This window comes from Rathayibacter sp. VKM Ac-2759, assembly GCF_009834225.1.
GTDB lineage: Bacteria > Actinomycetota > Actinomycetes > Actinomycetales > Microbacteriaceae > Rathayibacter.
In genome coordinates this window covers 410,198-423,159 of sequence record NZ_CP047176.1, presented here as the reverse complement: position 1 = coordinate 423,159, position 12,962 = coordinate 410,198, and the positions used below count along the sequence as shown (strand labels likewise).

Here is a 12,962-nt window from a genome sequence, read left to right as displayed (position 1 = left end):
ACCGACGTCAGCGGGAGGGCCGCGCGGAGTCGGCGGCGGAGTCGGCGGCGGTATCGGCGGCGGAGTCGTCGCGGGAGTCGAAGCGGACGAGCGCCCACCGCGCCGGCCGGGCGCGGCGCACCCAGAGCGCGACGGCGAGACCGACGGCGAAGGCGACGACGGCGCTGCCCGCGAGCGCGGTGTTGAGCACCGGGTCGGTCGAACCGGTGAGGGTCGGGAAGTTCGTGACGGCGAGCACGAGCACGGTGACGAGGCCGACCAGGGAGAGGACGGGGGCGACGACCGTGTTCCAGGCGCGGCGGTCGAGGCGGGTGCGGGCGAAGAAGCCGATCACCGCGACCGAGGCCAGCACGAAGAGCAGGATGATGCCGATCGCGCCGACGGAGGAGATCCAGGTGAAGACCTGCAGCAGCGGGTCCCAGCCGCTCGCGGTCCAGACGACGAGGAGGAGGACGGAGACGACGGTCACGACCACGGAGGCGCGGTGCGGAGACCCGTGCGCCGCGTGCGTGCCGGCGAGACCGGCGGGGAGGAGGCCGGTGCGCCCCAGCGAGTGCAGGTAGCGGCTGACCACGTTGTGGAACGAGATGACGCAGGCGAGCAGGCTCGTGCACAGCAGCACGGCGATCGCCTGGGCGAGCCAGGAGCCGACGTAGGTGGTCGCGGTGAGCTGCAGCAGATCGCCGGTGTGCTCGAGCGCGAGCCCCTGGAGGCCGCCCGTGCCCCAGGCGACGACGAGCGCCCAGGTGGCGAGCGTGTAGAAGACGCCGATCGCGATCACCGCGGCGTAGGTCGCTCGCGGGATCGTGCGCTTCGGGTCGCGCGCCTCGTCGCGGAAGATCGCCGTCGACTCGAAGCCGGTGTAGCCGCCGAAGGCCATCATCACGCCGAGCCCGACCGGGCCCGAGAGGACGACGGCGGGCGAGAAGGAGGCGACCGTGACACCCTCGGTCCCGCTGCCGCCCCGGACGAGGACGGCGACGGCGAGGACCACGATCACGAGGACCTCGAGCACGAGCAGCACGCCGAGCACCTTCGCCGAGAGGTCGATGTCGCGGTACCCGAGCAGTCCGACCACAGCGATCGCCAGCGCCGACCAGAGCGTCCACGGCATCCCGCCGAGGCCGAGGGAGTCGAGGAGCGCCGCGGTCGAGAAGCCGAAGAAGGCGTAGATCGCGGTCTGGATCGCGAGGTAGGTGAAGAGGGCGAGGAACGCGGCACCGCTCCCGACGAGCCGGCCGAGGCCCGCTCCGATGAACGAGTAGAAGGCGCCGGCGTCCTTGATGTGGTGCGCCATCGTCGTGAAGCCGACGGCGAAGAGCAGCAGGACGACGCCCGCGATCAGGTAGTTCGCGGGGACTCCCCCGCCGTTCGTGAGCGCCATGCCGATCGGGCTCGCCGCGACGACGGTGAGCGGGGCGGCGGCGGCGATCACCATGAAGACGATCGCGGTGGGTCCGAGCGAGCCGCGCAGGCGGACGGGTTCGGCGACGAGGGTGTCGACGGGCATGACCATGGGAGCCTCCAGGGCTGAGGGAGGAGCAGCGGAACCGGCGCGGACAGGGGCCGGGAGGAGCGGGGCGCGTCCCGGGAGGAGCATCGGGAAGCGTCGTGCGCAACGTTATTGAGCCAGCGCTCAATAACCGTTTCGGTCTGATTACGGTCGCGTTAACGTCGGCGACCGGCGAGGCCTGCTCCTCCGCGCCCCGACAATGGGGTCATGCCGAAGATCGTCGACCACGACGCCCGACGCCGTGCGATCGTCGAGGCCCTGCTGCGGATCGCCGATCGCGACGGGCTCGAGGCGGCCACCTCGCGCGCGATCGCCGCCGAGCTGGGCGTCGCCACCGGCTCGCTCTGGCACTACTTCCCGAACTTCGACGCCGTGCTCTCAGGCGCGTTCGACGTCGTGTTCCGCCGCACGAACGAGCGGATCGCCCAGCGCACGGCCGGACTCTCGGGCCTGGCGGCGCTGCGCGCGATGATGACCGAGATCCTCCCGCTCGACGCGGTGACCCGAGCGGAGGCGCGACTCGTCGTCTCGTTCTGGGGCCGGGTCGCGGTGATCGACTCGCTCGCCTCCACCGTGTCGAGCGTGGACGGGGAGTGGCGCGTCGCGATCGCCGAGCGGCTGCGCGAGGCCGTCGCCGCGGGCGAGCTCGCGGCCGGCACCCCCCTCGAGCCGGTCGTCGATCTGCTGCTGTCGATCTCGTCGGGTCAGCAGGTCGAGTGGGTGACCCGCGGATCGGTCACCGAGCCGGCGCGGCAGCTCGGACTCGTCGAGGCGGTGCTGCGGCCGCATCTGCCGCAGCCCTGACCACCGGCGGACCCTAGGCCCGGGGCGCCGCCACCGACGCGCGCTCGATCAGACGCGTCTCGAGCTCCAGCCGCGTCGCACTCGAGGACAGCGGCCGCGACGCCCGGTGCGCCTGGTGCAGCATCCGGAACGCCGCCGCGCCCATCTCGGCGATGGGCTGCTGCACGGTCGTCATCGGCGGCGTCGCCCACGCCGACTCCTGCACGTCGTCGAAGCCGATCACGCTCAGATCCGCCGGGATCCGGAGCCCCGCGTCGTCGGCCGCCTCGTAGACGCCGAGCGCCATGATGTCCGAGCAGGCGAAGAAGGCGGTCGGCGGTGCGGAGTCGCGCAGCATCGCCCCGGCGGCCGCGCGGGCCCGCTCGCGGTCCCAGTCGCAGTACGCGACGCCCGCCCCCTCGATGCCCGCGGCGCGCAGTGCGGTGGTGAAGCCGTCGATCCGCGCGCTGCTGTAGAGCTGGCTCCGCGCGCCGCCGAGGATCCCGATGCGGGTGTGGCCGCGGCCGAGGAGGTGCTCGGCCGCCATCCGCCCGCCGTCCCAGTTCGTGGCGCCGATGCTGGCGACGTCGGCCGGCGGCCGGGTGCTCGGATCGACGACGACGACCGGGATGTCGGCGGTGGTCAGCAGGTGCAGCTGCGCGGGCGAGACGTCGACCAGCACGACGATCGCGCCGAGGGACGGGCGGCGCAGGAGCCGGCTCACCCAGTCGCCGTCCTGGCGCGCGCGAGTGAGGACGAGGTCCACTCCCGCGGCCGACGCCTCCTCCTCGATCCCGCCGAGGACCGGGCCGATCCAGCTGCCGCCGAGATGGCCGACGACGACGTCGACGATGCTCGCGAGCCGGGGATCCTCGACCGCGGGGCGGAGCTTCGGCCGCCGCCGGTAGCCGAGCTCGTGAGCCGCCTCCATCACGCGCAGCCGGGTCGCCTCGGACACGTCGGTGCCGCCGTTCAGGACCTTCGACACGGTCGGCACACTGGTCGCGGCGAGCTCGGCGATGCGCGCCATCGTGGGCCGGGGAGTCGCGTCGGTGCCATCCATCCCCCCACCGTAGCTCAGAGAGAGTTGCGCAACTAGAACACGTCGGCGATGCTTCGATCGCTTGCCGCCGCGCACGCAGAGGGGCAGACTAGGCGGACGCGCCGTCACCGACCGTGTGACTTGCGCAAGTTCGAGGACGAACGCGGAGCGATCCGCCCGGCACAGCAAGGACGACGATGACCGACCCCACTCCGACCTCCCCCGCGAAGAGGGCGCTCGTCGTCCGCGGCGGCTGGGACGGACACCAGCCCGTCGAGGCCACAGAGCTCTTCCTCCCCTTCCTCGCCGACAACGGCTTCGAGGTGCGCGTCGAGGAGTCGACCGCCGTCTACGCCGACGAGGAGTACCTCCGCACCGTCGACCTGATCGTGCAGTCGAACACCATGACCTCGATCGAGTGGCCCGAGTTCGTGGGGCTGCGCACCGCGATCGAGAACGGCACCGGCCTCGCCGGCTGGCACGGCGGCATCGCGGACTCCTACCGCAACAACTCCGACTACCTGCAGCTGATCGGCGGCCAATTCGCCTCGCACCCGGGCAAGCACCCCGACGAGCGCACCGGCGAGCAGTCCGACAACTACGTGCCGCACACCATCGAGATGACGCCGGCCGCCGCCGAGCACCCGATCACGCAGGGCATCGGCGACTTCGAGCTGACCACCGAGCAGTACTGGGTGCTGCACGACGACTACAACGATGTGCTCGCGACCACGACCCAGGCGGTCCGTCCGTGGGACCCGTGGCACCGCCCGATCACCTCGCCCGCGATCTGGACCCGCCTCTGGGGCGAGGGCCGCATCTTCGTCTCGACCCCGGGACACCGCGTCGAGATCCTCCAGGACGCCAACGTCCGCACCATCATCGAAAGGGGACTGCTGTGGGCCTCCCGCTGAGAGTCGGAATCGTCGGAGTCGGGAAGATCAGCGAGCAGTACCTCGCCAACTTCCCCACCTTCCCGGGCCTGCGCCTCGTCGCGGTCGCGGACCTGAACACCGAGCGCGCCCGCGAGGTCGCCGCCGAGCAGGGCGTGCGCGCCCTCTCGGTCGACGAGCTGCTCACCGACCCCGAGGTCGACGCGGTGCTCAACCTCACGATCCCCGCGGCGCACGTCGAGATCGGCACGCGCGCGCTCCAGGCCGGCAAGCACGTGTTCGCCGAGAAGCCGCTCGGCCTGAACCCGGCGGGGGCGGCCCCGATGCTCGACCTCGCCGAGCGGCTGGGGCTCCGCTTCGGCAGCGCGCCCGACACCGTCCTCGGCACCGGGATCCAGACCGCCCGCCGCACGCTCGACTCCGGAGTGATCGGCGACCCGATCGCCGCGCAGGTGCAGTGGACGGCGCCCGGGCACGAGCGCTGGCACCCCGCGCCCGAGTTCTACTACCAGCCCGGAGGCGGTCCCCTGCTCGACATGGGCCCCTACTACCTGACCGCGCTCGTGCACTTCTTCGGTCCCGTCGCGCGCGTCACCGGCCTCGCGACGCGCTCCACGCGCCCCCGGACGATCGAGTCCGGCCCCCGAGCGGGCACCCCGATCGCCGTGACGATCGACACGCACATCAGCGCCCTGCTGGAGCACGCGAACGGCGTCACCACGACCGTGACCGTCAGCTTCGAGGTGTGGAGGAGCCGGGCCCCGAAATTCGAGATCTACGGCACGGAGGGGACCATCGCCGTCCCGGACCCCAACATGTTCTCGGACGCGGTCGAGGTCGCCGTGCGCGACGGCGACTGGCAGAGCGTCCCCGACTCCGCCGGCTACATCGACACGGGCCGCGGAGTGGGCCTCGCCGACATCGCGGAGGCGATCGAGGAGGACCGGCCGCACCGCGCCTCCGGCCGCCTGGGTCTGCACGTGCTCGAGATCATGGACGCTATCCTGCGCTCGAGCGACGACAAGGCGGTCGTCACCCTCGTCAGCACCGCCGAGCGACCCGAGGTCGTGCCGCTGCAGACGACCACGGGCGAACTCGTCCCCGCCGGCGCCTGAGGAACGGAGAACCACCATGACCACGAGCCTTCGCGTCGCGATGATCGGCCACGCCTTCATGGGCCGCGCCCACTCGCAGGCCTGGCGGACCGCTCCGCGCTTCTTCGAGCTCCCGCTGCAGCCGCAGCTGGCCGTCGTCGTCGGGCGCGACGCGGGCCGGGCGTCGGCCGCCGCTCAGAACTTCGGCGCCGAGGAGTCGTCGACCGACTGGCGCGAGGTGATCGCCCGCGACGACATCGACCTCATCGACATCTGCACGCCCGGCGACCAGCACGCCGAGATCGCCATCGCGGCGCTCGCGGCCGGCAAGCACGTCCTCTGCGAGAAGCCGCTCGCGCGATCGGTCCCGGAGGCGGAGGAGATGACCGCGGCGGCCGACGCCTCCGAGGCCTTCGCGATGTGCGGCTTCAGCTACCGCCGCACGCCGGCCCTCGCCCTCGCGAAGCGCTTCGTCGAGGAGGGTCGGCTCGGCGAGATCCGGCACGTCCGCGCGCAGTACCTGCAGGACTGGCTGAGCTCCTCCGAGGCCCCGCTGACCTGGCGGCTCGACAAGGAGAAGGCGGGCTCCGGCGCGCTCGGCGACATCGGTGCGCACAGCATCGACACGGCGCAGTGGCTCACCGGGCAGAGCATCGCGGGAGTCTCGGCGGTGCTGCGGACGTTCGTCACCGATCGCCCGGTGCTCGCTCAGCAGGCCGGCCTCGGCGGTCGCGCCGAGGAGGGAGCCGAGCGCGGCCCGGTGACCGTGGATGACGCCGCCGCGTTCACCGCGACCTTCGCCGGAGGGGCGCTCGGGGTCTTCGAGTCGACGCGGGTGGCGCTCGGCCGCCGGAACGCCAACCGCATCGAGATCAACGGCGAGCACGGCTCGGTGGCGTTCGACTTCGAGCGCATGAACGAGCTCGAGTACTACGACGGCCGCGATCCGGAGGAGGCGCAGGGCTTCCGGCGCATCCAGGTCACCGAGCCCTCGCACCCGTACGCGGGCAACTGGTGGCCGACCGGCCACGGACTCGGCTACGAGCACGTCTTCAGCCACCAGGTGGTCGACCTCGTCACCGCGATCGCCGAGGGCCGGCAGCCGACGCCGTCGTTCGGCGATGCGCTCCAGGTGCAGCGGGTGCTGGACGCGGTCGAGCGGAGCGCCGCGGACTCGTCGAGGTACACCTCGGTCTGACGCAGGGCCGCGGCGGCCGCCCGGAACGGCACAGGACTTTCGGGCCCCTTTCGGGGGGAAGTGCGCGTCGAGAAGCCCTAAACTCGGGCTTTCGGGGGGCGTTCCAGTGCTCTCCGTCGAGCGCAGGGGGACGTGCAGTGGGAGTCGGATTCCGGCAGGACGGGGCGTTCCGCAGCCTCTCGGGCGCACGTCTGCGCCCGGTCGTGGGTCCGGCGCTGACCCACCGCCGAGCGCGCTCCCGCCTCTCGGCCGCCCTCACCATGCCGAGCGGCCCGGGGCTCGTGCGCCCCTCGGCGCTCGCGCAGCCGTGGGAGGCGCCGCTGATCCGCCTGATCCGCACCGGCGCACCCGCGGCCGAGCTGCACGAGGCGACCGCGGCCTCCCCCGAGGGCTCGCGACTGGCCGCCGTCATCGAGCTCGTCCGCGATGCGCTGGCGCGGCCCGAGGACGACCGCGCGATCCGGTTGGCCGGCTGGCTCGTGCGGACGCGCTACGACCCGGCCGCCGACCCCTTCCTCCGGCGGTACGGGATCGGGCTCACGGCGCACCTGCCCCTGAGCGCGGGGCTCGACGTCGACGTGCCGCTCGATGCGACGGCGCTGCGGCTGCTCTACGCCGAGCTGGCGTCGGCCGACGACCCCTCGGGCGCGACGGCCGCCGTCGAGGCGCTCGAGCCGTCGACCCTCGCCGCGTCGACGCTCGCCGCGCTGTACTCGGCGCGGCGGAGATGGAGCGACGTGGCGCAGTTCTCGGCGCCCGTGGTCAACGTCGATGCGGCGTCGGCGGCAGTGCTGATCCGGCGCGGGATCGCGCTGCGGGAGCTCGGACTGATCGAGGGCTCGCTCGACGCGTTCGACCAGGTGGTGCGGCCGAACGTGACCACGGCCCGCCCGGTCGAGCTGCGCGTCGAGGCGCTGTTCGAGCGCGCGAGCACGCACCTGGCCGACGGCCGCCGGGCCCCTGCCCGCCGCGACCTCGAGCGCGTCCTCGCGCTCTACCCCGAGAGCACCGAGGCGCGGGAGCTGATGGCGGCGGCGAGCCGCTGACCGGGGGCGGTGCGTGCGACCGGCCGCCCCCGGTCGAGGGGCCGTCCTGCTGATCGAGCAGCCGCCGGGACCGGGCACTGCTCCTCGACCAGCGGGCGGATCAGCCCTCGGCCTTGGACGGCTTCCCGTCGGCGGGCAGGACCTCGACGGGGGTGTCGAGCTCGTCCTCGCCCTCGGCCTGCGAGGGCTTGTCCGGCTGGTCCAGCGGGTCCTCGACGGGACTGGGGGTCTGGTCGCTCATCGGAGTCCCTCCGGCTCGTCGGACGTCGCGGACGGCTCGGGGTGCGCCTGGAACTCCATCCAGGCGCGGTCGAGGCCGCTCTGCGCCTCGGCCGACTCGCTCGCGAAGTAGCCGTCGTAGATCGCGCGGCCGCCGTGCTCGGGCAGGTCGTCGCGGCCGGCGAAGGTCTGGGCGAACTCGCCGACCTCGTCGTCCCTCTTCTCCTGATCCCGCAACCACGCGGGGAAGGTCTGCGTCATGGGACACCTCTCTCTGTCGTCCTGTCAGCCCATCCCTTCTGCGGCCCCTTGGCAACCCCTCGACTCCGCCGCCGCCCGTCCCGCGAGTCACGCCGGCGCCGGTTCCGAGAGGTGGAGCCGGGCGTCGCACCAGCTCGCGATCGAGTCGTCGTGGGTGGCGACGACGACGCTCGCGCCGTGGCCGGCCAGCTCGGTGAGCACGTCGAGCACCGTCGCGGCGTTCTCGGAGTCGAGGGCTCCGGTCGGCTCGTCGGCGAGGACGACGGTCGGGCTCTTGACGAGGAGGCGCGCGAGCGCGACCCGCTGCTGCTCGCCTCCGCTGAGCCGCGACACCCGCTCGCGCCCCCGCCCGCCGAGGCCGACCCGGTCGAGTGCGGCGTCGAACCGGCCCGCCCTGCCACGCCGCTCCCCCAGTGCGATCGCGAGGTTCTGCTCGACGGAGGCGGTGTCGACGAGGGCGTAGCTCTGGAACAGGTAGCCGAGCCTGTGCCTCCGGAAGCGCCGCCGGCCGGCCGCGCGCAGCCGCGTGATCTCCACCCCGTCGACCTCGATCGAGCCGGAGTCGGGGGCGTCGAGCAGCCCGAGGCAGTTGAGCAGCGTCGATTTGCCGCTGCCGCTCGCTCCGGTCAGCGCGAGAGTGCTGCCGGAGGCGACGGTCACGTCGAGTCCGCTCCAGAGCGAGCGCCGGCCGTAGCCCTTGGTCAGGTCGGTGGCGAGGATCACGGTGTCCCTTTCGAGGTCGGGGGTCAGGAGTCGACGGAGCGCGAGCGGGCCGCGCGGACGTGCGCGAGCCCGAGGCACGCGACGAGGAGCGCGCCGCTGAGCACGGTCACCGTCACCGCCAGCGCGGTCTGCTCGATGACGAAGGTCGAGGTGTCGACCGTGCCGAGGTCGAGGACGGTCTGCACGTCCCGCGGATCTCGGAACCACATCGGCGCGACTGCGAGCACGAGCGTCGCCGCCAGCAGCACCCCCTCGAGCAGGAGCCCCGTCCGGTGCGCGGACAGCGGTCCGAGCCCCGAGAAGTGGTGGACGAAGGCACGTCGCCGGTCCTTCTCGACGAGCACCATCGCCGCAAGGAGTCCGGTGAGCAGGACGACCACCGCACTCCCGGCGAGACCGATCAGATTGATCGAGTGGGTGCCGAGTGCTCGCTGATACTGCTCGTTCGCCTGGTAGGCGACGGGCGTGATGAAGGCGACGACCTCGGAGAGCCCCCTGTCCTCGATCGCCGCCGCGACCGACCCGGGATCGGTGAAGACGACGGCGCCACGGGTGAGCGCTGAGAAGAGCTCCGAGGGGGCGATCACCGAGACCGAGGGCAGGACGATCACGATCGGATCCTCGAGCATCGTCTCGGTCGCGAGAGGGTCGTGGTCGCTGGTCCGGAAGGTGAAGAGCTTCTGGCCGGCGGGGATCGTGCGCTCGTCGACGGGAAGATCGACGGTCTCCGGGGAGGGCAGGGAGACCGCCGATTGCACCTCCTGCCACTGACGGAGCTCAGCGACCGCTGCTCGGCTCCGCTCGACCGGGACGCCCTCGGGCTCCAGAACGGTGACGGCGCCGTCCGGGACGTCGGTGATCCGCTCTCCGCCACCGTCCGTCACCTCGACGGCGCGGAGGTACCCCTCGTCGACGAGGAGCACACCGCGCTCCTCCCCCATCGACTGCTCGACGAGGACGACGTGCCCCGCAGAGGCCTCCGCCGCGATGAGAGCGGCGAAGCCCGGGATCGCGGCCCGGTAGTCGTCCTCTCCCCCGTACCCGCGGATCCCGATCGTGACGGCATCGCCGGCCGTTCTCCAGAACTCGCGGCCCCGGTTCTCGATGTCGGCGACACGGGCGCTCTGCCCCAGCGCTGCGACGACGGCGAGCAGGACCAGAACGGCGGGGACACGCACGGCGTAGACGCCGACCAGGACCCACCAGCCGTCGATCTCACCCTTGACCTGGTCGATCACTCGACGGCCGTCGGTGAGCGCGATCGACAGGACGTGCGCGACGACGGCCGTGAGCAGGAGGAGCCCGAGCAGCCGCGCGAAGAGCCCGACGATCGTCGGCAGCTGGGCCAGCCCGTTCAGAGTGCTCAGCAGACCCGCCAGCATCGCGAGGCCGCCGACCGACAGAGCGATCACCGGCCGAGCGAGATGCCTCCACTCCGCGACGAGGATCCCGATCGATCCTGCGCCGTGCAGGCGCTGCACACCGTGCGCACGGCTCCGGAGCAGGGTGCCCGCGCCGACCAGGACGGCGACCCCGAGGAGCGCGACGCCGAGCACCCGCATCAGGTCTCCGTACTCCCGGTACGTGTCGACGTCGATCCCGGAGGCGTACGGCGAGACCTCGCCCGACCATCCCTCGGCCTCCATCACCGCGAGCACGGCCACTGCATCGTCGCGTTCACCACCGACGAGGTACGCCCCTCGAGGATCGAGCGAACCGAGGTCGAGCAGCGGCTCGACGGTGGTCGTCCGCGAGGTGTCCACGGCGCCGTACCCGTCGCGCAGCAGCTCGGCAGCAGCGCCGTCGCCCGCGACGAAGAGGTGGCGCACCGTCGCCGGATGGTCGGAGTCCTCGACGAAGCGGACCAGGTCGATCCCCCGGTGCTCCACCAGAGCCGCGAGCCGGCGGTAGAGCTCGTCGGCGCGGAGTCCTGGAGTGGCCTCACCCGACACGCGCAACTGCCAGCCGCCGTTCCAGACGGGCCCGCGTGCGTCGAAGGCGCGCACGAAGACCACCGAGAGCAGGGCCGCGAGGACGACGGCGAGGACGTACCCCAGAACCACACTTCTGCTTCTCACAGCTCTCCCCCGCTGCAGGGGTGGGCGGGGCCTGAGCCCCACCCACCGACGAACGGCGGCTCAGCAGAAGCTGTAGTAGGCGTAGTCGACCTGGAGCGGCCGCGCGGGCGCGCTGACCGCAGCCGTGCCGGAGGGCGCTCGGCACGACGACCGGTACACCGTCCCGTTGTCGACAGAGGCCCGGTGCCACCGCGACCCGTGCTGGTACGACGACAGCACCGTCCCGCTGCTCACTCCGTGGATCCAGGTCCCTCCCTCCGGATACGACGTCGTGTAGGCGGCGGCGGCTGCCGGAGCGGCCAGGATCGTGCCCGCCAGGGCGAGGCCGGCGAGGAGGGAGCGGCGGGAGCGGCGGGAGCCGGGGGTGCGGAAGGACATGGTGGGACCCGTTTCTGATCTCGGAGTGCCGTCGCCGGAGCGGGCGATGCGGGCTGCGTCGAGGGCAGCGTGGGAACCGTACGCCCGGTCCCAACCGAGTATGACCACGCCTGGATGGAGCTTGGGAGATCGGGCGCGGAATCCGGGCTGTGGAGGAGCCTCAGACCCTCATCGATCCGCGGCCGCCGCGTCGAACCGGCGGGCCAGCACCCCGAACGCCTCGGCGAGCTCGGCCGGCTCCGCCGCGGACATCTCGCCGCCGAACCGCCCGAACGACGCGGCGAGCGCCTCCCAGGTCCACGCCCCGAGCGAGAGACGGCAGCCGTCGTCGCCGAGATCCTCGACCGCCCCGTCGCCCGCGAAGGGCTCGACCCGGCTCACGGGCAGCCGCAGCGTCACGGTCCCCTGGCACGGCCAGCCGCCGCCGGCCTCGCCGCCCTTGAACCGGGCGTCGAGGAACGCCGCGACGCCGCCTCCGGGCACGCGACGCCGCGTGAAGCGCGCGCCCCGCGGAGTCCGGGGCGCCACCCGGTCGACGCGGAACACGCGCCAGTCCTCCCGGTCGAGGTCCCACCCGACGAGGTACCAGCGGCCCTCGCGCGACACGAGGTGGTGCGGTTCGACGCGGCGCGGCGCCTCGGCCGAGCCGTAGTCGAAGCGCAGCACCTCGCGCGCCCGCACGGCCGCGGTGACCGCGACGAGCACCTCGGGAGCCACGGCCGGCGCCTCCGGAGCCACCGTCGTGAAGCGCAGGGCGTCGAGCCGGTGCCGGAGCCGCTCGGGCAGCACCTGCCGCACGGCCGCGAGGGCCCGCGCCGACGCCTCCTCGAGCCCCGCGACGGGCACCGCCTGCAGCGCGGCCGCGAGCGCCAGCGCCTGCTCGTCGTCGAACAGCAGCGGGGGCAGCTCGGAGCCGGCCTCGAGGCGGTAGCCGCCGTCGGGACCCTTGATCGCGCGGATCCGGTACCCCAGCTCGCGCAGCCGGTCGATATCGCGGCGCACCGTCCGCGGCGTGATCCCGAGCCGCTCCGAGAGCAGCTCCCCCGGCCAGACCCGGCGCAGCTGAAGGAGCGAGAGCAGCTGGAGCATGCGGGAGGAGGCCGGGATCATGCTCCCGATGCTATGTCGAGAAGAGGACCTCGACTGTCCTCTTCTGAGGCGAGAGTCGGTCTCACCGGGAACGGATCCCGGCGATTCGAGGAGCAGACATGAGCATCACCACCACGACCCACCTCAACTTCCGCGGCCAGGCGCGCGAGGCGCTCGCCTTCTACCAGTCCGTCTTCGGCGGCCGGCTCGACGCGCTGAGCTACGCCGACGCGCACAACGTCACCGCGCCCGAGGAGGCGGACCAGCTGATGTGGGGCCAGGTCGCCTCCGAGGCGGGCTTCCACGTGATGGCGTACGACGTGCCGTCGCACACGCCCTACGAGCCGGGCACGATCCCGGTGTTCGTCTCGGTGCGCGGCACCGACGCCGAGGAGCTCCAGGGCTACTGGGCGACCCTCTCGGAGGGCGCCGCGGTCGTCGTGCCGCTCGGGCCGGCCTCCTGGTCGCCGCTCTACGGCATGGTCCGCGACCGCTTCGGCGTCACCTGGGTCATGGACCTCGAGGTCGCCTGGGGCGAGTGAGCGCGGTGGCGGGGAGGCTCGTCCTCCCCGCCCTCCGCGACGAGGGCCGACCCGCGCGGCCGCCGCCCCGCCAGTACGCTCGACGGCGCGGGCGCCCGAGCGC

14 protein-coding genes are annotated in these 12,962 nt (G+C 72.9%); 6 read left to right on the top strand and 8 right to left on the bottom strand.

Annotated elements, in window-relative coordinates:
• Positions 1 to 7: 7 nt before the first annotated feature.
• Complete coding sequence (locus tag GSU68_RS01940) at positions 8 to 1,510, bottom strand: APC family permease (protein WP_244259359.1); 1,503 nt, start codon at positions 1,508 to 1,510, stop codon at positions 8 to 10.
• Between the two features lie 210 nt (positions 1,511 to 1,720).
• On the opposite strand from GSU68_RS01940, the gene GSU68_RS01935 reads away from it, so the two are divergent.
• Complete coding sequence (locus GSU68_RS01935) at positions 1,721 to 2,317, top strand: TetR family transcriptional regulator C-terminal domain-containing protein (protein ID WP_159905445.1); 597 nt, start codon at positions 1,721 to 1,723, stop codon at positions 2,315 to 2,317.
• 13 nt (positions 2,318 to 2,330) lie between these two features.
• On the opposite strand, the gene GSU68_RS01930 is transcribed toward GSU68_RS01935, so the two are convergent.
• Positions 2,331 to 3,359: a LacI family DNA-binding transcriptional regulator gene (locus tag GSU68_RS01930; RefSeq protein WP_159905444.1), complete on the bottom strand. Its 1,029-nt coding sequence runs from the start codon at positions 3,357 to 3,359 to the stop codon at positions 2,331 to 2,333.
• A 176-nt stretch (positions 3,360 to 3,535) separates the two neighbouring features.
• Between GSU68_RS01930 and GSU68_RS01925 the strand changes: the two genes are divergently transcribed.
• The 4 genes from GSU68_RS01925 (at position 3,536) to GSU68_RS01910 (ending at position 7,569) form a co-directional block, all read left to right on the top strand.
• Entirely contained in the window at positions 3,536 to 4,252 is a 717-nt protein-coding gene (locus GSU68_RS01925; RefSeq protein ID WP_159905443.1) for a ThuA domain-containing protein, read from the top strand.
• Positions 4,237 to 5,346: a Gfo/Idh/MocA family oxidoreductase gene (locus GSU68_RS01920; protein WP_159905442.1), complete on the top strand. Its 1,110-nt coding sequence runs from the start codon at positions 4,237 to 4,239 to the stop codon at positions 5,344 to 5,346. The genes GSU68_RS01925 and GSU68_RS01920 overlap by 16 nt, the downstream gene beginning before the upstream one ends.
• Before the next feature lie 16 nt (positions 5,347 to 5,362).
• Entirely contained in the window at positions 5,363 to 6,523 is a 1,161-nt protein-coding gene (locus GSU68_RS01915) for a Gfo/Idh/MocA family oxidoreductase (RefSeq protein WP_159905441.1), read from the top strand.
• A 137-nt stretch (positions 6,524 to 6,660) separates the two neighbouring features.
• Positions 6,661 to 7,569 carry a hypothetical protein gene (locus GSU68_RS01910; RefSeq protein ID WP_159905440.1) on the top strand — a complete coding sequence of 303 codons (909 nt, stop codon included), beginning with the start codon at positions 6,661 to 6,663 and terminating at the stop codon, positions 7,567 to 7,569.
• 100 nt (positions 7,570 to 7,669) lie between these two features.
• Here the strand turns inward: GSU68_RS01910 and GSU68_RS01905 are convergent, their stop codons facing one another.
• The 6 genes from GSU68_RS01905 to GSU68_RS01880 all read right to left on the bottom strand — a co-directional run bounded on the left by GSU68_RS01905 (position 7,670) and on the right by GSU68_RS01880 (position 12,338).
• Positions 7,670 to 7,810, bottom strand: a complete 141-nt coding sequence (locus GSU68_RS01905) for a hypothetical protein (protein ID WP_159905439.1) — start codon at positions 7,808 to 7,810, stop codon at positions 7,670 to 7,672.
• Positions 7,807 to 8,049, bottom strand: a complete 243-nt coding sequence (locus GSU68_RS01900; protein WP_159905438.1) for a hypothetical protein — start codon at positions 8,047 to 8,049, stop codon at positions 7,807 to 7,809. Before GSU68_RS01900 ends, GSU68_RS01905 begins: the two co-directional genes overlap by 4 nt.
• 87 nt (positions 8,050 to 8,136) lie before the next feature.
• Complete coding sequence (locus GSU68_RS01895) at positions 8,137 to 8,772, bottom strand: ATP-binding cassette domain-containing protein (protein ID WP_159905437.1); 636 nt, start codon at positions 8,770 to 8,772, stop codon at positions 8,137 to 8,139.
• Between the two features lie 23 nt (positions 8,773 to 8,795).
• A complete protein-coding gene (locus GSU68_RS01890; protein WP_159905436.1) occupies positions 8,796 to 10,835 on the bottom strand; it encodes a hypothetical protein in 2,040 nt (679 codons plus the stop codon).
• Between the two features lie 75 nt (positions 10,836 to 10,910).
• Entirely contained in the window at positions 10,911 to 11,228 is a 318-nt protein-coding gene (locus GSU68_RS01885; protein WP_159905435.1) for a lactococcin 972 family bacteriocin, read from the bottom strand.
• A 168-nt stretch (positions 11,229 to 11,396) separates the two neighbouring features.
• Positions 11,397 to 12,338 carry a WYL domain-containing protein gene (locus GSU68_RS01880; RefSeq protein ID WP_159905434.1) on the bottom strand — a complete coding sequence of 314 codons (942 nt, stop codon included), beginning with the start codon at positions 12,336 to 12,338 and terminating at the stop codon, positions 11,397 to 11,399.
• Positions 12,339 to 12,436: 98 nt separating this feature from the next.
• On the opposite strand from GSU68_RS01880, the gene GSU68_RS01875 reads away from it, so the two are divergent.
• Positions 12,437 to 12,859, top strand: coding sequence for a VOC family protein (locus GSU68_RS01875; RefSeq protein ID WP_159905433.1), 423 nt, complete (start codon positions 12,437 to 12,439; stop codon positions 12,857 to 12,859).
• The last annotated feature ends 103 nt before the right edge of the window (positions 12,860 to 12,962 follow it).

Coding starts and splice junctions, on each gene's coding strand:
- GSU68_RS01930 (WP_159905444.1), bottom strand. CDS start 3,359: ATGGATGGCACCGACGCGACTCCCCGGCCCACGATGGCGCGCATCGCC.
- GSU68_RS01905 (WP_159905439.1), bottom strand. CDS start 7,810: ATGAGCGACCAGACCCCCAGTCCCGTCGAGGACCCGCTGGACCAGCCG.
- GSU68_RS01875 (WP_159905433.1), top strand. CDS start 12,437: ATGAGCATCACCACCACGACCCACCTCAACTTCCGCGGCCAGGCGCGC.
- GSU68_RS01885 (WP_159905435.1), bottom strand. CDS start 11,228: ATGTCCTTCCGCACCCCCGGCTCCCGCCGCTCCCGCCGCTCCCTCCTC.
- GSU68_RS01925 (WP_159905443.1), top strand. CDS start 3,536: ATGACCGACCCCACTCCGACCTCCCCCGCGAAGAGGGCGCTCGTCGTC.
- GSU68_RS01935 (WP_159905445.1), top strand. CDS start 1,721: ATGCCGAAGATCGTCGACCACGACGCCCGACGCCGTGCGATCGTCGAG.
- GSU68_RS01915 (WP_159905441.1), top strand. CDS start 5,363: ATGACCACGAGCCTTCGCGTCGCGATGATCGGCCACGCCTTCATGGGC.
- GSU68_RS01900 (WP_159905438.1), bottom strand. CDS start 8,049: ATGACGCAGACCTTCCCCGCGTGGTTGCGGGATCAGGAGAAGAGGGAC.
- GSU68_RS01880 (WP_159905434.1), bottom strand. CDS start 12,338: ATGATCCCGGCCTCCTCCCGCATGCTCCAGCTGCTCTCGCTCCTTCAG.
- GSU68_RS01940 (WP_244259359.1), bottom strand. CDS start 1,510: ATGCCCGTCGACACCCTCGTCGCCGAACCCGTCCGCCTGCGCGGCTCG.